General features: G+C 65.0%; 13 protein-coding genes. 4 read left to right on the forward strand and 9 right to left on the reverse strand.

Going from position 1 to position 18,279, the window contains the following annotated elements; all coding sequences use genetic code 11:
- Positions 1 to 44 precede the first annotated feature (44 nt).
- The 3 genes from UP06_RS19800 to UP06_RS19810 all read right to left on the reverse strand — a co-directional run bounded on the left by UP06_RS19800 (position 45) and on the right by UP06_RS19810 (position 4,507).
- A complete protein-coding gene (locus UP06_RS19800) occupies positions 45 to 2,261 on the reverse strand; it encodes a SulP family inorganic anion transporter (RefSeq protein ID WP_045005047.1) in 2,217 nt (738 codons plus the stop codon).
- Positions 2,262 to 2,596: 335 nt separating this feature from the next.
- Positions 2,597 to 3,511, reverse strand: a complete 915-nt coding sequence (locus UP06_RS19805; protein ID WP_045004964.1) for a phosphoribosylaminoimidazolesuccinocarboxamide synthase — start codon at positions 3,509 to 3,511, stop codon at positions 2,597 to 2,599.
- 78 nt (positions 3,512 to 3,589) lie between these two features.
- On the reverse strand, positions 3,590 to 4,507 hold the full coding sequence (locus UP06_RS19810) for a pirin family protein (RefSeq protein WP_045004966.1): 918 nt from the start codon (positions 4,505 to 4,507) through the stop codon (positions 3,590 to 3,592).
- Positions 4,508 to 4,570: 63 nt separating this feature from the next.
- On the opposite strand from UP06_RS19810, the gene UP06_RS19815 reads away from it, so the two are divergent.
- The 3 genes from UP06_RS19815 to UP06_RS19825 all read left to right on the forward strand — a co-directional run bounded on the left by UP06_RS19815 (position 4,571) and on the right by UP06_RS19825 (position 7,831).
- Positions 4,571 to 5,143: a GNAT family N-acetyltransferase gene (locus UP06_RS19815; protein WP_045004967.1), complete on the forward strand. Its 573-nt coding sequence runs from the start codon at positions 4,571 to 4,573 to the stop codon at positions 5,141 to 5,143.
- A gap of 53 nt (positions 5,144 to 5,196) precedes the next feature.
- Positions 5,197 to 6,258, forward strand: a complete 1,062-nt coding sequence (locus UP06_RS19820; protein WP_045004969.1) for a helix-turn-helix domain-containing protein — start codon at positions 5,197 to 5,199, stop codon at positions 6,256 to 6,258.
- Between the two features lie 145 nt (positions 6,259 to 6,403).
- Positions 6,404 to 7,831, forward strand: a complete 1,428-nt coding sequence (locus UP06_RS19825; RefSeq protein ID WP_045004971.1) for a serine hydrolase domain-containing protein — start codon at positions 6,404 to 6,406, stop codon at positions 7,829 to 7,831.
- Between the two features lie 4 nt (positions 7,832 to 7,835).
- Here UP06_RS19825 and UP06_RS19830 read toward each other — a convergent pair whose 3' ends face one another.
- Complete coding sequence (locus tag UP06_RS19830; protein ID WP_045004973.1) at positions 7,836 to 9,206, reverse strand: MmgE/PrpD family protein; 1,371 nt, start codon at positions 9,204 to 9,206, stop codon at positions 7,836 to 7,838.
- Positions 9,207 to 9,328: 122 nt separating this feature from the next.
- Between UP06_RS19830 and UP06_RS19835 the strand changes: the two genes are divergently transcribed.
- On the forward strand, positions 9,329 to 10,444 hold the full coding sequence (locus tag UP06_RS19835; protein WP_045005048.1) for an FUSC family protein: 1,116 nt from the start codon (positions 9,329 to 9,331) through the stop codon (positions 10,442 to 10,444).
- 1 nt (position 10,445) lies between these two features.
- On the opposite strand, the gene UP06_RS19840 is transcribed toward UP06_RS19835, so the two are convergent.
- The 5 genes from UP06_RS19840 to UP06_RS19860 all read right to left on the reverse strand — a co-directional run bounded on the left by UP06_RS19840 (position 10,446) and on the right by UP06_RS19860 (position 18,215).
- A complete protein-coding gene (locus UP06_RS19840; protein WP_045004975.1) occupies positions 10,446 to 10,934 on the reverse strand; it encodes a DUF2867 domain-containing protein in 489 nt (162 codons plus the stop codon).
- The gene (locus UP06_RS19845) at positions 10,931 to 12,325 is read right to left on the reverse strand and encodes an MATE family efflux transporter (protein WP_045004977.1); all 1,395 of its coding nucleotides are present in this window, start codon (positions 12,323 to 12,325) and stop codon (positions 10,931 to 10,933) included. The genes UP06_RS19840 and UP06_RS19845 overlap by 4 nt, the downstream gene beginning before the upstream one ends.
- Positions 12,326 to 12,552: 227 nt before the next feature.
- Positions 12,553 to 13,848, reverse strand: a complete 1,296-nt coding sequence (murA, locus tag UP06_RS19850; RefSeq protein ID WP_045004979.1) for a UDP-N-acetylglucosamine 1-carboxyvinyltransferase — start codon at positions 13,846 to 13,848, stop codon at positions 12,553 to 12,555.
- Between the two features lie 349 nt (positions 13,849 to 14,197).
- Positions 14,198 to 16,633, reverse strand: coding sequence for a DNA topoisomerase (ATP-hydrolyzing) subunit B (gyrB, locus tag UP06_RS19855; protein WP_045004980.1), 2,436 nt, complete (start codon positions 16,631 to 16,633; stop codon positions 14,198 to 14,200).
- 568 nt (positions 16,634 to 17,201) lie between these two features.
- Positions 17,202 to 18,215, reverse strand: coding sequence for an IS5 family transposase (locus UP06_RS19860; RefSeq protein ID WP_050031577.1), 1,014 nt, complete (start codon positions 18,213 to 18,215; stop codon positions 17,202 to 17,204).
- Between the last annotated feature and the right edge of the window lie 64 nt (positions 18,216 to 18,279).

Here is an 18,279-nt window from a genome sequence, read left to right on the forward strand (position 1 = left end):
CACGATCCCGGATTGCGCTTCGCTCCATCCGGGCTACGGACCCACTACCGCCGCAACACCGCAATCGTCCGGTTCGCAAACGTCAGCCGCTCGGCCATGACCGACACAAAATACGTCAGCAGCTTGTGGCTGAGCGCGGGGTCTTCTTCCTTGATCGCGTCGAACTGGTGCGTGTTCAGCACGTAGAGCACGCTGTCGACCTCGGCCTGGATGGTGGCGCTGCGCGGGGTCTGCGACACCAGGCCCATCTCGCCGATCGTGGTGTAGCGCCCCAAGCTGCGCACGCGCGTGGTGCGGTCGTCCTCGGCCGGGACCATGATGCCGACGCGGCCGTCGAGGATGAAGTGCATGGAATCTGCGGGATCGCCGGCCCGCACGATGATGTCGCCGGCCTCGACCTCGAGACGCTGGCAGCGGCGGATCAGCTCGTCGGCGTCGTCCTCGCTGTCGAGAATCCCCGTGAACCAGTCGCGCAGACTGGCCGTTTCCTGGGCCAGCCCCTGATGCTGCGAAATGAGCTCGTTCTCGCACCATTCCAGCGCACGATCGAGCTCGGGAATGAGGGTGACGCCGTCGCCGATGAAATCGCTGGAGTGCAGCACCTTCTCGGCCGCGGCCGACAGATGCACCAGAATGAGCTCGACGCCGAGGTCACCTGCGCTGCGTTTGATCTGCGCGAAACTATAGGCAGCCGAGGAGTCGACGCCGGTGACGAGCTTGAAGTCGAACAGAAGGTAGCGGCACTCCGGGCGCTCCTGGAGCAACTGCTTGACGTGCTGGTAGAGCCGGTTGGCGGAGCCGAAGAACAGATAGCTCTGGAGGTTGAGGCCCTGGATCTTGCCGCCATGGGCCAGCAGCACCTCCTGGTCGTCGCGCGAGCGGTCGAGCGATGAGCGATATTCGGCGCCGTCAAAGCTGTATTTGATCGATTCGACTCGCGCCGCGCTGAACGCAAAGGTCGCGCAGCCGATGATCACGCCGATCAGGATGCCTGGCACGAAGCCCCAGATGACGATGATCGCGATGATGGCGACCAGCGACACATATTCAAGCTTCGACAGCCGCTTGCGCGACTCGATGATCCATTTATGGAGCTGGTCGGCGCCGAGATAGAGCAGAAGGCCGCCGAGCACGAATTTCGGGATGAAGCCGAGCAGCTCGGGTGCGATGGCCAGCATCAGGAGCGACAGCGCCGCGCCGGTGAGGCCCGACAGCCGTCCGCGGCCGCCGCTGGAGAAATTGAGGACCGAGCGGCTGACCGAAATGCAGCCGGCATAGCCGCCGAGCGCACCGGTCAGGATGTTGGCTGCGCCCGTGACGTTCAGCTCGCGCTCCAGATTGGCTTCGCGATGTACGGCGACCTCGATCCCCGTGGTGTTGAACAGCGTGCTCGACGCCGTGACGAAGATGACGGCGACGACGTTGCCGAGCAGATCCGGCACAGTGGACCAGGGATATTGGGCGAGATCGTCAATGTGCCATGGCAGCATGAACGCCGCCGGCGGGGGAGGCTGGAAGGTCCAGCCCAGGGCGCGCGCCGCCTCCGGTGAGATGCCGGAGATCCAGAACGCCACATGCGCCGTGAGCACGCCACCGACGAGGATGATCGGCAATCCGAATGGGCTGCGCGAGCGATGCCAGGTCAAATACAGCACCATGGCCATCGCACAGGCCGCGCCAAGCTCTGACAGCGTGGTGCCGTTGGTGAAGCGCAGCATTGTTGCGAACTGCATGGGGTGATCGGTGATGACGCGGATCGCGCCCATCACAATCAAGAGGCCGGTCGCGCCGAGGAAGCCGCCGACCACGGGATAAGGCACGTAGCGGATGGCGCGGCCCATCCGCGTCAGCCCCAATCCGCACAGCGCTATCCCGGTCAGCACAGTCGACAGGCCGAGCGTGATCAGGACCGGCGCGAGCAGTGGCGCCGACAGATTGGCCGCCTCAACGTGCTCGACCAGCGAGGCCGCCAGAATTCCGGTGACGGCGGCGGTCGAGCTGTCGGGGGCAGCGATCGCGAAAGGCAGGGAGCTGCCGAGCCCGATGACGACCGCGAGCACCGCGGAGCTGACAAAGGTCGCTGTGATCCCGTAGGACAGATAGGGCGAGAGCGGGCCGGCGAAAATCAGCAGCGCATAGGACAGCCCGAACGTAACGGTAAGGACGCTGGCGGCGGTTCCGCCCAGGATATCGTTCAGCGCACGCTTGAGTGACGGACTAACCCTGGTGACCGGATCGAAGCCAATTGCCGGATCTGTCACGCCCTGACACTCGCTCATGAAAATTCCCGCCCGAGAGGTAGACGACTGCGAGCTTAGCGCAACAGGATTCTTGCAAGTATGAGATAGCCGACAGTTTTCGGGCATCCGGTGAGGATGCGGCCTGTGGCGTGTGAATGGGCAATCATATGCGGCGGGTGGATGGGTGACGCAGCGGCATTGGCTGCACATTCAGTGTCGTCCCGGCGAAGGCCGGGACCCATAACCACAGGGAGACGTTTGGCGAAGACTAGCAGTTCGGGATTAGCATCATCCGCGGTCGATGGACCTCGCGGTATGGGTCCCGGCCTTCGCCGGGACGACGATAAACAGCCTTGCTAAATCTTCAGCTCTGTCCCCGTCACCCGCCGATACGCCTCCAGATATCGCTTGCTGGTCGCGTCCACCACGCTTGCAGGCAATGGCGGCGGCGGGGCGTCGCCGTTCCAGCGGCCGGCGTGGCGTTCGACGTCGAGATAGTCGCGCAGCGGCTGCTTGTCGAAGCTCGCCTGCGGCTGGCCGGGCTTGTAGGCATCGACCGCCCAGAAGCGGGAACTGTCCGGCGTCATCACCTCGTCGATCAGGATGATGCGGCCGTCCTTGTCGCGGCCGAACTCGAACTTGGTGTCCGCAATGATGATGCCCTGCTCGCGTGCGAGCTCCTCGCCGAGCGTGTAGACCGCGCGCGTCATGCTCTCGAGCGTGTAGGCGAATTCGTCGCCGACCACCTTGCGCATTTGCGCAATCGTGATGTTTTCGTCATGGCCGGTCTCGGCCTTGGTCGCCGGGCTGAAGATCGCGGGCTCGAGCTTCTCGCTCTCGACCAGACCCGCTTTCAGCTTCTCGCCGGCGAGCGTGCCGGAGCCGGCATATTCCTTCCAGGCCGAGCCGGAGAGATAGCCGCGGATCACGCATTCGATCGGGAACACGGTGGTGCGGCGGCAGAGCATGGCGCGGCCGAGAATCTCGGCGCGGTGGGCCTTGAGCGCCGGCACGGCCGCGATGATCTCGTCGGTGTCGGCGCTGATCATGTGATGCGGCACCACGCCTTCGAGCTCTCCGAACCAGAACGCACTGATCTGGGTCAGCACCGCGCCCTTCATCGGGATGGTCTCGCCCATGACGACGTCGAAGGCGCTGATACGGTCGGTGGTGACCAGCAGCAGGCGGTCGTCATCGACGGCGTAGATATCGCGCACCTTGCCGCGCCCGATCTTGGGGAGCGGCAGGTCGCTGGAGAGCATGGTGGTCATCGGCAAATCTTTCGCAGGCAAGGCCTTCAGGCAGGAGATTTCAGCCGTGCCCGATCGCACGGCTGAAACCGGATTAGCCTATTCCGGCAGCGGAATGAACTCATGTTCCTGCGGAACCGCGGCGAAGCGGCCGGTTTTCCAGTCCTGCTTGGCCTGCTCGATCCGCTCCTTGCTGGAAGAGACGAAATTCCACCAGATGTGGCGCGGGCCTTCCAATGCATCGCCGCCGAGAAACATCATCCGCGTGGCCTTGATCGCTTTCACGGTGATGCGGTCGCCGGGGCGGAAGATCAGCAGCCGCGGCCCCTCGTAGCGCTCGTTCGCGATCTCGACCTCGCCGTCGACGACATAGATCGCGCGTTCCTCATGATCAGGATCGAGCGGCACGCTCGCGCCCGCCACGGCCGTGACCTCGGTATAGAACCAGGGCGATACCATCGACACCGGCGAGGTGATGCCGAAGGCGGAGCCCGCGATCACCCGCGCGGTAAAGTCGCGCTCGGAGATCATCGGCAGATCGCCGGCGCCGTAATGCTGGAACGACGGCGCGATCTCCTCCGATCCGGCCGGCAGCGCAATCCAGCTTTGCAGGCCGAGCATCTGCTGGCCCGATGCGCGCTGCGTATCCGGCGTGCGCTCGGAATGGGCGATGCCGCGACCGGCGGTCATCAGGTTCATCGCGCCGGGCTGGATTTCACAGACATTGCCTTCGCTGTCGCGGTGCATGATCGAGCCGTCAAAGAGATAGGTGACGGTGGCGAGCCCGATATGCGGATGCGGCCGCACGTCCATGCCCTTGCCGGAGACGAACTGCACCGGGCCGAAATGATCGAAGAAAATGAAGGGCCCAACCATCTGCCGCTTGCCGTGCGGCAGTGCGCGCCGCACCACGAATCCGTCGCCGAGATCGCGGGTGCGCGGCACGATGACGATATCGAGCGCGTCGCAGGACATGGGATCGCCGAGCACGGGATCGTTGGAGGGCTGCCAGCTCATGGTGGACTCCTGTTTCTTGCTGGTATGATCGTAGCAGAAAATGTTGGAAACGGGAGGAGACCGATGATTCCGCCGCTCAAGCCTGGCGCCAGGCTGTTGCAGGTGTCCGGCCCCAGAATCGAGACAGAACGGCTGATCCTGCGCCCATGGTGCGCCAACGATATTGCTCCCAATTCCGTGATGCTGAGCGACCCGGACACGGCGCGTTTCATCGCGGCAGACGGCAAACCGGTCACCACCGAGATTGCCGGCTGGCGCAACGCGGCGGTGATGGCCGGGCATTGGGCGCTCCATGGCTTCGGCCTGTTCGCGGTCGAAGAGAAATCGAGCGGACATTATGTCGGGCGGGTCGGCCCGTGGTGCCCGCCGGGCTGGCCCGGCTTCGAGGTCGGCTGGGGCATCGCCAAGGAGTTTCGCGGCAAGGGCTATGCGGTGGAAGCGGCCCGCGCCTCGATCGACTGGACGTTCGACAGTTTTGAGGTCGACGACATCTTGCACTGTATCGAAAGCACGAATGCGCCGTCGCAGGTCGTGGCCCGCAGCCTCGGAGCCCGGAAGGATCGCGAGATCGAACTGTTCGGGAAACCTGCCGACGCCTGGATCACGTCGCGGGCTTCGTGGGCGAGGCGAAATTGAATCGATGTCCGATCTGACTTAAATTCGCGGCACCGACGAAGCGGACCGACAGAATGCTGCTGACCAATCTCGAACTCGCCTTTCGCGCCGCCAGCGTCGCGCTGCTGCTGGTGCTGGCGGCGTCATTGGTCTCCGATTTCCGCAATGTGCTCGCGGCCCGGCTCGGCGCGGCCTTCGCGCTCAGCTCGGCCGCGCATGCGGCGAGCTATTCGTTGGATGTCACGTCGCGGATCCCGCTCTTGCATGCACCGCTGATCGCATTGGCGACCGGCAGCATCGTGGTGTTCTGGCTGTTCACACGCTCCCTGTTCGACGACGAGTTTCACCTCCGCTGGTGGCACGGATCGGTCTGGGCGCTGGTGACGGCCTTCAGCTTCGCAGGCTGCGTCTGGATTGCACCCAGCGGCCATGTGCGGTTCTCGGTGACGGTGGTCAATCTGATCGTGCTCGGTTTCATCGCGCTTGCGATCGGGCAGACGATCGCCTCCTGGCCGGCCGACCTGGTCGAGCGCCGCCGCAGCGCCCGTGTCTTCATCGTCTGTATAACCGCGCTCTATGGCGGATTGAACGCGGTGCTCCAGATCGCCGCCGCCGGGCACCACGTCGGCGATGTCGCCGAAACCATCAATGCCGGCGTGCTCACCTGCACCGTCGCGGCGATCGTCTATGCCATGATGCGCGTTGACGGGGCGGATCTGTTTCCGGCCGCGGCGGAGCCCGCACCGCCGATTGTTTTCAGTCAGCCTGCGGCCGATGACGCCGCCGATCAAAAGCTCATCGACGCCTTGATGCGGCTGATGGCGGACGAGCGGATCTATCGTCAGGAGAACATCACCATCGGCGTGCTGGCGGGCCGTTTGAAGATTCCCGAATACCGGCTGCGCCGGTTGATCAACCAGCGGCTCGGCTATCGCAACTTCAATGTGTTTCTGAACAATCACCGGATCGAGGAGGCCAAGGCCGCGCTCGCCGATCCGACCCAGGCCGAGGTCCCCGTCATCACCATCGCGATGGACGCCGGCTTCCAGTCGCTCGGGCCGTTCAATCGCGCCTTCAAGGCGGTCACGGGCGTTACGCCGACGGAATATCGGCGGCTCAGGGTTGACGCTATCTAACCCTGTAATCAATTGTAAAAACTGGATAATTTCAGAATCGGCGAGCCGCTGCGCAGTTTCGGCGAGCTCGCTTTCAAATCCGGCGAGCGCTCATCAGGCCACTCGGGCTTTCTCTCGGCACGTCCTCGAAGCCCGGAGAAAGCCCGTGACCCGCCGCCGCAAGATCATCCTCCTCACCACCACCATCATCTGTGCCGGCCTTGCCCTTGGCGCGGCATGGGCCCGCGACGTTCCGAAAGTCGCCACCGGCTTCATCGCCGACGTGCTCTGTTCGGAGAGTTTCGTCTCCGGCCTCGATCCCCGGCGCGACCTCGTCGAGACCACCGATGCGATGCCGGGCGTCGGTCTGCTGACCTGGGCGATCGACTACCAGGTCGATCGCGCGCGCAAGGATGTCACGGTGACGCTGTTCGGCATTGGCCGCAGCCATGCCGTCTATCGCGAGGGCCTCGGCTGCACGCTCGAGCATGGCGCGGCGATTGCCGACGTCGCGCTGCCGCCGGATGACAAGCAGCCCGCGTTACTGCCCGAGATCGCCGGCCCTTCGGTCGTGCCGCCGCAGAGTCCAGAGCTTTCAGCCGCGCTCGACCGCGCTTTCGCCGAGCCCGCGCAACCGCCTTATCGCCGCACCCGCGCGATCGTTGTCATGAAGGCCGGGCGCATCGTTGCCGAGCGCTACGCTGATGGTGTCGGGCTGGAGACGCAGCTGCTCGGCTTCTCCATGACGAAGTCGGTGATGTCGGCGCTGGCAGGCATTCTCGTGCGCCAGGGCAAGTTGAAGCTCGATGGGCCCGCGCCAATTGCCGCTTGGCAAAATCCTGATGATCCGCGCCATGCCATCACTGTCGACCAGTTGCTGCGTCACACCGCAGGCATTGCGCTCGGAAGCTCGTTGGAAGCCTCGCTCGGTTCGGCACTCGAGCCGGTCAACACCATGAAATTCGCTGAGGATGATATGGCCGCCTATGCCGCGAGCATGCCGCTTGCGACCGCACCCGGCACGGTGTGGAATTATCACGACGGCAACTTCCTTATTCTCGCGCATCTGATCCGCAACGCCGCCGTCGGCAAGCCCGCCGATGCACTTGCCTTCGCGCGCCGCGAATTGTTTGCGCCGCTCGGCATGAACAACGTCACGCTCCAGCTCGACGGTGTCGGCACGATCGAGGGCTCCAGCGAAATGCTCGCATCCGCGCGCGACTGGGCGCGCTTCGGCCAGCTCTATCTCAATGACGGCGTCGCCGGCGGCAAGCGCATCCTGCCCGAGGGTTGGGTGAATTACTCCGCGACGGCGACGCCCAACGCGTGGGTCGGCATCGGCGCCGGCTTCTGGACCAATCAGGGCGACAGCTTTGGTACGAAGTTTCGGGTGGAGCACGGCTGGCCGCGCGATGCCTTTTTCGCCAAGGGCACGATCGGGCAATACACGATCGTGATTCCGTCCGAGCGGCTGGTGATCGTGCGGCTCGGCCGCTCGCCGAATTGGCCGCCGGAAGCGGATGGCGTGTTCGATCTGGTGCGGGATGTGGTCGCAGCGACGCGCGAGAAGGGGAAGATGGCGGGAGCGAACTAGGCGGCTACTGCCGTCCCAGCTCCGTCGCCTTCGCCACGCGATCGAACCGCTCCAGCGTCATGATCGCATCCGCGAACTTATCGGCGCGCGCGTTCAGCACCGGCCGTGCCAGCGTCAAAAATTTCTGCTGCATCGCCTGCGCATCGGGGAACGATGCCGGCTCGCCGGAAGGATCGGCGTAGAGCCGCTCGTGCACGCCGTCGTCGGTGGTGATGCTGACGCGCGCGCCGAACGGATGGGTGCGGCCGACTTCGAGCCGGTCGTCCTGCACCACGTCGAACTTGTCGGCGAGCGCGTCGATCGCGGCATCGCCGAGACGGTTGTAATCGTCCCAGCCAAATGAGCCCTGGTCGAGCGCCAGCGCGCCGGTGAAGAACATCGAGAACTGGCCGCCGACAATCGAGGTCGGATGCCGCTTGGTCGCGGCATCGCCGGTCAGTGTGATGCCGTTGCGGTGCAGCCCGATCTCGACGCGCTTGACTTGATCCGGCGTCAGATTGTGCTCGCGCCGCATCGCGATCAGCGCGTCGATCGCGGCATGGGTGTAGCGGCAGCTCGGATACGGTTTGACGCCGATCTTCATGGTCTCGTAGGTCTTGCCGAGCCCTGCCACCGCCTTGTCGGGATGTGCATCGTCGGTGTAGCCGGCGAGCAGGCCGTGCTTGCCCTCGATCGATTCCGTCGCGCCGACGAAATCGTTGCGCGCGAGCGTCGCGGCGATCACGCCGTTCATGGCGGCGGCGCCGACCTGGTAGCGCTTGTTCCAGGCGCCGTTCATCAGGAATTGCAGCGAGCCCGCGGCCTGGCTGCCGGCGACGCCGAAGGCGGCGATGAGCTGTGGCTCGGACAGGCCGAACAGTCTGCCAGCGGCCGCCGCTGCGCCATAGGTGCCGGCGGTCGCGGTCGGATGGAAGCCGCGCGCGTAATGCGAGGTCGGGTCGAGCGCGTTGCCGAGCCGGCAGCAGACCTCATAGCCCGCGACGATCGCGGTCAGCACGTCGCGGCCCGAAGCGCCGACCATCTCGCCGACGGCGAACGCCGCCGGAACCACGGGCGCACTCGGATGCAGCGAGGAATCCGCATGGGTATCGTCGAAGTCGAGGGAATGGCCGAGCGCGCCGTTGAGCAATGCCGCGACCGCCGGCGTCCAGGTCTTGCTGTCGCCGAACACGGTCGACTCGCCCTTGGTGTCGAGCGCCAGCGCCTCGAGCATTTTCAGCAGTGAAGGGGTCGATTCCGCCTCGCTGCGGGCCCGGATGGCGCTGCCGAGGAAATCCAGCGTCAGCACTTTGGCGCGATCGAGCACCTCCGCCGGAATATCCCCGAATTTCAGGTTGGCGACATAGGCGGCGAGCGTTGCGGTTTCGTGGGCCATCGTGTTTCCTCGTTTTGGCCGGCAAGTTAGGCGGGCTGGTTTGGCCTTTCAAGCGGCCTTGGGGACACGGGCATCAGCTATGCTTTTGGTCGGCTGACGAGGATTGGATCGGACATTCGATGATGGTACTCGCAACACGGCTGTTCGACCGGGTCTGGTCGCGAAAGACGCAATTGGGGTTGGCGGTGCGGGTCACGGTGGCGGCCACCGGGGCCTATGCACTTGCCACCGCTCTGCACCTGTTGTTGCCGCTTTGGGCCGTTCTCACCTCCATCATCGTGACCCAGATGAGCGTCGGGCGCTCGCTGAAGGCGACGCGCGACTACATGATCGGCACGATCGGCGGCGCGATCTATGGTGGCGCTATCGCAATCCTGATCCCCTATTCGGGCGAACTGGGTCTTCTGGGTTTGCTGGTGCTGGCCGTGGCGCCGCTTTCCTTCATCGCAGCGATCTATCCGAACCTGAGCTCTGCGACGGTGACGGCAGTGATCGTGCTCGTGCTTCCGAGCATGCATCACGCCGATCCCATGGCCTCGGCGATCGACCGCGTCAGCGAGGTCTCGGTCGGCGCCATCACCGGGCTGCTGGTCTCGTTCCTGGTGCTGCCGTCGCGCGCAGTGGGGCAGATCCGCGCCAGTGCAGCGAAGCTGCTCGAATTGATCGCGGAAGCCTTCACCGAATTGCTCGCAGGCTTGACGCGCGGCCGCGACAACGACGCGCTGCATCGGATCCAGGACGGCATCGGCGCCGCGATGGTCGGCCTTAACACCATCGGCGCCGAGGCCGAGCGCGAGCGTTCAGCGCGGCTGTCGGGCGGCCCGGACACCGGCCCGTTGCTGCGAACCATCCTGCGGCTGCGCCATGACGTCGTGATGATCGGCCGCTCGACCGTGGTGCCGCTGCCGGTTGATGTGCAGATCAGGCTCGCAGGCCCGCTGGCGGAAGTCAGCGCCGCGATCGTGCGCTTCCTGCGGTCGGCGGCGGAAGCGATCCGGGTCGGCGCCGGCGCGCCCCCGATCCATCCCGTCCACGTCGCGCTCCAGCATTATGCCGAGGCGGTGGCGGCCGTCCGCCAGGACGGATTGATCCGCGGCCATCCCGGCGATACCGCGGAGCGCTTCTTCGCACTCGGCTTCTCGCTGGAGCAGATGCACCAGAATCTCTGCGATCTCGATCGCGTCGTCGGTGAATGGTCGGAGGCCACGGCAGACGGGCCGGTGAAGATCGCGGAGTGAGCTAGCGGGCCGGCTCTACGATCCGCCCCATCATGCTGCGGGCTACGAGCTTGTGGAAGGGCGTGATGAGCGCGAGGTAGGTCCGGCCCAGCAGATTGTTGGTCCGCACCAGCGTGGTCAAGGTGACGTGGCGGAGCGTCGCGTCGCCGGCAACGTTGACCACGATGCGGAAGTCGAGATGAGAATCATCGAAGCCGGCGACCAGCCGCTCCGGCGTCTCGCTCAGCACCGGAAACAGGCCGATCAGGCCGCCGGGCGCCGGCGCGCCTTCGCCCGATGTCTTCAGCCCGAACGGCGTCACCAGAATGTTGCGCAGGCGTGTCAGCGCATCGACCCAGCGCGGCCCGTGCAGCACCATCCTTGTGCAGGCCTCGCGCGCATTCACGGGGGTTGTGCCGATCTCCACGCGAAAGGCGTCGATGAACTGCGCGCCGGCCAGCAGTGTGCCGGCATCGACCTCAGGTGGGACTTCGCGAACGGATCCGGTCATCCCGCGATCTTGCGCGTCAGCATCCCAAAGCGCAAGATCAGCAGGCCTGCGTAGACGAACGATCCGATCGACAGCCCGATCCAGACGCCGACCGCGCCGAGATGGGCGTGAAATGCCAATACCCAGGCGATCGGGAAGGCGACGCACCAATAGCCGATGGCGGCGAACACCAGTGTCATCCGAGTGTCATTGAGGCCGCGCAGCGCGCCGCCCATGATGGTCTGGAGGCCGTCGGCGATGAAGAAGGTGGCGCCGACCAGGAGCAGCGTCGCGGTCAGCTCGACGGTCGCCGCACTCGTCTCGTCGCTGCCGAAGAACAGCCGCCCCAGCTCGTAGCGGCCGAGGATAATGGCAACCGTCAGCGCCGAGACGAACGCGATCCCGAGCAGCGCGGCGACGAGGCCCGCGCGCCGCACGGCCGCCGGCTCGTTGCGGCCGACGGCGTGACCGACCCGCACGGTTGCGGCCATCCCGATGCCGAGCGGGACCATGAACAGCACGGCGGTGACCTGGAGCGCAATCTGATGTGCGGCAAGCGCGGTGGTCGAGATCAGCCCCATCAGCAGCGCCGCCGAGGAGAACAGCCCATATTCCATCAGCATCGAAAACGAGATCGGTGCACCGAGCGCGATAAGTTCGCGCAGCAGCGGCCAGTCGATCCGCCAGAGATGGGCGAGCGGGCGATAGCCAGCAAAAGGCTTGCGCCATGCGACGATGCCGAGCGCTGCGACGAAGGTACCAAGATTGACCAGCGTGGTCGCCAGGCCGGCGCCAAGCAGGCCGAGCTCCGGCAGCCCGAACAGGCCGTGCAAGAGAACGTAGACCAGCGCGCCATTGGCGGGGATCGCTACGAGCGTGATCCACAGCGGCGATAGCGGCCGGTTCATCGCGCTCATCAGGCCGCGCAGCGCGACGAAGCCGAGCGCCGGCGCGATCCCCCAGGCCAGCCCGTTCAGATAATGCTGGGCCAATGCAGCGGACTGCGGCGCCTGCCCGAGCGCCAAGAGAATGTGCTCGCCATAGAGCGGCGAGGCCATCATCGGCAGCGAGATCAACAGCGCAACCCACAACCCGACGCGCAGCGCGCGCCGCATGCGCCTGACGTCGCCGGCGCCAAACGCCTGTGCGGCCAGCGGCGACACCGCGACGACGAGACCGAGCCCGAAGGTGAAGCTGACGAAATAGACCGTGTGCGCAAGTGCCGCAGCCGCGACCGAATCCTCGCCGAGCCGGCCGATCAGCGCGAGATCAGTCGTCATCATCGCCATCTGCCCGAGCTGCGTCAGCATCATCGGCACGGCCAGCCGCAACGTCTCGACGAATTCATCGGCGAGATGGTTTTGCGGCACGCCGGCTTGCGGCGGCGGATGAGGTTGCGCGGTGTCGAGCATGGCGGGTCAATAGCATGGCCCGGCGACGAAAACATGGCCCGAGAGCGAGACGGGTGAGGGGCTCTATCCGCTAGCTCGGTATTGTAGGGTGGGCAAAGGCGCACTTGCGCCGTGCCCACCATCTATCAAAGCTTCGAGAGAAATGGTGGGCGCGCTTCGCTTTGCCCACCCTACGATACTATCGCCGCGGAGAATTCTCCCACAAGGGGAGAAGGAAGAAAGCAGCCTCAGCCCTTCCGCTCGGGCACGCGCTTGATCTTCGCGCCCAGCGCGTTGAGCCGTTCGTCGATGCGCTCATAGCCGCGTTCGATCTGGTCGGCATTGTTGATGGTGGACGTGCCCTCGGCGCAGACCGCCGCGAGCAGCATCGCCATGCCGGCGCGGATGTCGGGCGAGATCATCGATGCGCCGCGCAAGCGGCTCGGACCTGCGATGATGGCGCGGTGCGGATCGCACAGCACGATACGCGCGCCCATCGCGATCAGCTTGTCGACGAAGAACATCCGCGATTCGAACATCTTCTCGAACATCAGGATCACGCCCTCGCATTGCGTGGCGGTGACGATCGCGATCGACATCAGATCGGCGGGGAAGGCCGGCCAGGGCTGGTCCTCGAGCTTCGGCACGTGGCCGCCAAAATCGTCCTGGATCTTCAGCGTCTGGTTCGAGGGCACGATGAGATCGTCGCCCTCGACGCGGCAGACGATGCCGAGCCGCTCGAATCCCATGCGGATCGAGCGCAGATGCTCGACACCGGCGCGCACGATGCGCAAGGGCGAGCGCGTTACGGCGGCAAGCCCGATCAGCGAGCCGACCTCGATGTGATCGGGCTGGATCGAATAGGTCGCAGCACCCAGCGTCGCCGGGCCATGGATGATCATGGTGTTGGTGCCGATGCCCTCGATTCTAGCGCCGAGCGCGACCAGGAAATTGGCGAGGTCCTGCACATGCGGCTCGGAGGCGGCGTTGCGCAGGAACGTGGTGCCGTCGGCGGCAACCGCCGCCACCAGCGCGTTCTCGGTCGCAGTCACGCTCGGCTCGTCCAGGAACACGTCGGCGCCGGTGAGCTTTGACGCGCGGAATTCCAGTCGGTCAGTCGCGGTCACCTTGGCCCCGAGCTGCTCCAGCGCCAGCATATGCGTGTCCAGCCGTCGCCGGCCGATCACGTCACCGCCGGGCGGCGGCAGCATCACCTCGCCGCAGCGCGCGAGCAGGGGGCCTGCGAGCAGGATCGAGGCGCGGATGCGGACGCAGAGGTCAGGGTCGAGATCGGCGGCGCGAATGCTCTTGGCGTGGATGACGAGCGTATTGCGGGCGCTCCATTCGGCCGACGCCCCGACCGAGCGGATCAGCTCGACCAGCGTCTCGGTGTCGCGGATCCGCGGCACGTTCTGAAGCGTCACCGGATGCTCGGTGAGCAGCGCGGCTGCGATGATCGGCAGCGCCGAATTCTTGTTGCCGGACGGCTCGATCGAGCCCGAGAGCCGGTGACCGCCCTCGACGATATATTGGATGGGCGCCACTTGGGTTCTCGCTGTCCTGTTTCGATTGGGCGGGCTGGTTTGGGGCGGAAACTACCGAGAATTGAGCGCAGTAGCAATTCGGGCTTGATGGTCGCCATGAGGGAGGTGCGCTCCCTCTCCCGCTTGCGGGGGAGGCATAGGCGGCCTACCGCCGCCGTTCTTGAGAAACGCCGATGCAGAGCATCGGCTATGGGAGGGGGTGTTTCCGCGGTGGGGTTGTCGAAATCTACGGAGAATATCGCCGCGAGGAGAGAGCCCCCACCCGGCGCTACGCGCCGACCTCCCCCGCAAGCGGGAGAGGTTGCAGCGACCGTGAAGTTGGCAGCTTTAGCCTAGAGGCATTCGACGCTTAAATATCGATCGTCGCGCTCAGCGAATGTTCCTGGATGAAGTCGCGGCGCGGCTCGACCACGTCGCCCATCAGCTTGGTGAAGATGTCGTCGGCCTCGTCGACCTCCTTGACCTTCACCTGCAACAGCGAGCGCGCATTGATATCCAGCGTCGTTTCCCAGAGCTGTCCCGGGTTCATCTCGCCCAATCCTTTGTAGCGTTGGAGCGTGACGCCCTTGCGGCCGGCGTCGGTGACGGCTTCGAACAGGTCGACCGGGCCGTGGACGGGATGTTCGGTATCCTTGCGCCGCAACTTGCCGGGACGCGCGTAAACGTCCTGGAGCTTCTCTGTGTACTCGTCGAGCTTGCGCGCCTCGACCGACCCTAAGAAGGCGTCGTCGATGACGGCGGCTTCCTTGACGCCGCGCACCGTGCGCTCGAACTGGAAACCCTGGCCTTCCACGTACTGGCCGATCCAGCCGCGCTCGACCTCCTCGGCCTGGTTGTCCAGCCGTCCCGCGATGTACTGCGCCGCGGCGGTAGCTTTCTCAGGATCGCCGTAGATCGCCTTGTTGAGCACGCCGGTGATGGCGGCCTGCTCGATCACCTTGCGGTTATAGCGGCTGTGCAAATTGCGCAGGACGCCGCGGACAGTTCGGGCGTCGTCGACCAGCGAACGCAGGTCGCGGCCGGTGCGGTCGCCGCCGTTGCCGGGAAGATAGACGCAGTCGTCGAGACCGGTGTCGATCAGATAATCTTCCAGCGCCCGCTCGTCCTTCAGATACTGCTCCGACTTGCCGCGGTTGACCTTATAGAGCGGCGGCTGGGCGATATAGAGATAGCCGCCGTCGATGATGTCGCGCATCTGCCGGTAGAAGAAGGTCAGCAGCAGGGTGCGGATGTGGGCGCCGTCGACGTCGGCGTCCGTCATCACGATGATCTTGTGATAGCGCAGCTTCTCGACCGAGAACTCGTCGCCGATGCTCGTTCCAAGCGCGGTGATCAGCGTGCCGATCTGCTCACTGCCCAGCATCTTGTCGGGGCGGACGCGCTCGACGTTGAGGATCTTGCCGCGTAGCGGCAGCACCGCCTGGAATTCGCGGTTGCGGCCCTGCTTGGCGCTGCCGCCTGCCGAGTCACCCTCGACGATGAACAGCTCGGACTTCGCCGGGTCCTTTTCCTGGCAGTCGGCGAGCTTGCCGGGCAGCGAGGAGACCGAGAGCGGGCTCTTGCGCGTCAGCTCGCGCGCTTTTCGCGCCGCTTCGCGGGCCGCGGCTGCCTGGATCACCTTGCCGACGATCATCTTGGCTTCGCCGGGGTGCTCCTCGAACCAGGCCTGGAGCGCCTCGTTGAGGACGTTCTCGACCACGGGGCGCACTTCCGAGGACACCAGCTTGTCCTTGGTCTGCGACGAAAATTTTGGATCGGGCACCTTCACCGACAGCACGGCAGTGAGGCCTTCGCGGCAATCGTCGCCGGTCAGCGCGATCTTTTCCTTCTTCGCGTAGGTGTCGGCATAGCCGTTGACCTGACGCGTCAGCGCGCCGCGGAAGCCGGCCAGATGCGTGCCGCCGTCGCGCTGCGGGATGTTGTTGGTGAAGCACAGCACGTTCTCGTGGTAGCTGTCGTTCCACCACAGCGCCGCTTCGACGCCGATGCCGTTGCTCTCCGTGCGCACGATGATCGGCGCCGGCACGATCGCCTTCTTGTTGCGGTCGAGATATTTGACGAATTCCTCGACGCCGCCGGAATAGTGCATCTCCTCGCGCTTCTCGACCGCGTGACGCATGTCGGAGAGGGCGATGTTGACGCCGGAATTGAGGAAGGCGAGCTCGCGCAGCCGGTGCTCCAGCGTGGCGAAATCATATTCGATGTTCTTGAAGGTTTCGGTCGAGGCCTGGAACGTCACCTCGGTGCCGCGCCTGCCCGGCGCGTCGCCGACCACGACCAGCGGTGCCACCGCATCGCCATGGGCGAACTCGATGTAATGCTCCTTGTTGTCGCGCCAGATGCGCAAGCCCAGCTTGCTGGACAGCGCGTTGACGACGGAGACGCCGACACCGTGCAGGCCGCCTGAGACCTTGTAGGAATTCTGGTCGAATTTTCCGCCGGCGTGGAGCTGGGTCATGATGACCTCGGCCGCCGAGATGCCCTCGCCCTTGTGGATGTCGACGGGAATGCCGCGGCCGTCATCGCGCACGGTGACGGAATTGTCGGCGTTGAGTACGACGTCGACGCGCGTCGCGTGGCCCGCGAGCGCTTCGTCGATCGCGTTGTCGACGACTTCGTAGACCATGTGGTGCAGGCCGGACCCGTCGTCGGTGTCGCCGATATACATGCCGGGACGCTTGCGGACGGCATCGAGACCCTTGAGCACGCGGATCGATTCCGCCCCGTAATCGCTTGGATTTGAGGGCTCGTTTTCGGCAGGCGTCTGCCGAGCAGGTTCTGTCATGAGAGGCCTTCGAGATGTCGCCCGAATCAGCCGCGCAAAAGGCGCTGATTTGCAGGCTATTTGTGCCATGAAAGACCAATTGCGCCTAGCGCAAAGTATCTTCCGGCAACCCTTTGACTAAATAGGGTTTTTTGGCCGGTTTTCAAGGCGTCTGAAGGCCGATTTCTGGCACTGAAGAAAGCGCGATTCGAGCGGTCGTTTCGATGTCTCAAAGGCGTGGATTTTGCGGGGGCGCAGAGGGTGTTCCGAGGCAATTGGAGTGCTTCGGAACGGGTGCACTAGGGGCGAGATAGATTTTGGATTGGATGAGCTAGCCACGGGCTCGCTGTAACCTCTCCCGCTTGCGGGGGAGGTCGGCGCGGAGCGCCGGGTGGGGGTTCTCTCCTCATTGGGAGTCTCTCTGCGGAAGCACCCTCACCCCAACCCTCTCCCGCAAGCGAGGGCTTTGCTTAATTGGCCGTGCGGGAGTGAGGCTCGATGTGGGGCATTTTTTTGTGTGGCCTCGGATGGCGAGCGAACGCAGACGGCCTTGTTTTCGTGGCCGATCGATGGCGTTGGGCTACGGCGGTCACGCCACACCTCCCGCGGGACACAGCACCGCCCATCGTTTGAGGTTCATGGCCAAGCAGAGAAGACGCAGATGGGTATGGTTGCGTGCCAAGCCCAGATAGCGAGCGCGCGCCCAGCCGTAGACGCCCTTGAGGCGCGCAAAGACCTGCTCGACCGGCGCGTGGCGGCGTCCCACGGCGTCGTTGAAGCGCTTCTTCCGCTCGGTCAGGGGATGATGCTTGTTGGGCCGGAACATCAGCCGCGGCTTGATGCCCCGGGCAGCCAGCCCGGCGCGGCGCTCGTGCTTGTCATAGGCCTGGTCGGCGTAGACCGCCTTCTCGTCGCCGCTGATCAATTCATCGGCCGGCACCGTATCGTTGACCGCAGCGTCGGTCAGCTTACTGCGACGGATGATCGCCGAGCACTGGTCGACACCGACATGCGCCTTGTAGCCGAAGTATCGCTTGCCACCCTTCTTGGTCCATCGCGCATCCGCATCGCGCTCGCTGTTGACCAGCTTGCTCGGCGCGCGCCCGTCTGGGCCGGGCGGCAGCGGGTCCTTTGGCGGCTTCGGCGGCTTCACCGCCGCCGGGATCAGGCTGGCGTCGATCAATGTGCCTCGACGCGGCACCAGCCCGCGCGCGTCGATCTGGCGCAGCATCTCGGCAAACAGCGTCTCGTCCAGACCGGCCTGCTGCAAAGCTTCGCGGAAGCGCCAGATCGTCGTATGGTCGGGCGTCTCGTCGCCCAGCGCAAAGCCGCAGAAGTCGCGGAAAGAGGCCCGGTCATCGAGCGCTTCTTCCAGTTCCGGATCGGACAGCCCGTACCATTGCTGCAACAGCACAGCCTTGAACATCACCAGCCGAGGATAGGCCGGCGCGCCACGCTCAGGTTCCGGAAGGCCGCACAGCACGCGCTCCACAGCCCCCCAATCGACCAGTTCGCAAATCCGCCTCAGCACCGCACCGCCTTTCCCACGCCGCGACGCCAGCGCATCTGCGAAGCTCGGTTGCCCAACCTGCCGATATGCCATCCCAAGACCCTCTTCAGATCTCTCTTAGTGAATCGCAGATTCGCGATTTGTGCAAAGCCCTCGC

Source organism: Bradyrhizobium sp. LTSP857 (assembly GCF_000938285.1).
In the GTDB taxonomy this organism is placed as follows: Bacteria; Pseudomonadota; Alphaproteobacteria; order Rhizobiales; family Xanthobacteraceae; genus Bradyrhizobium.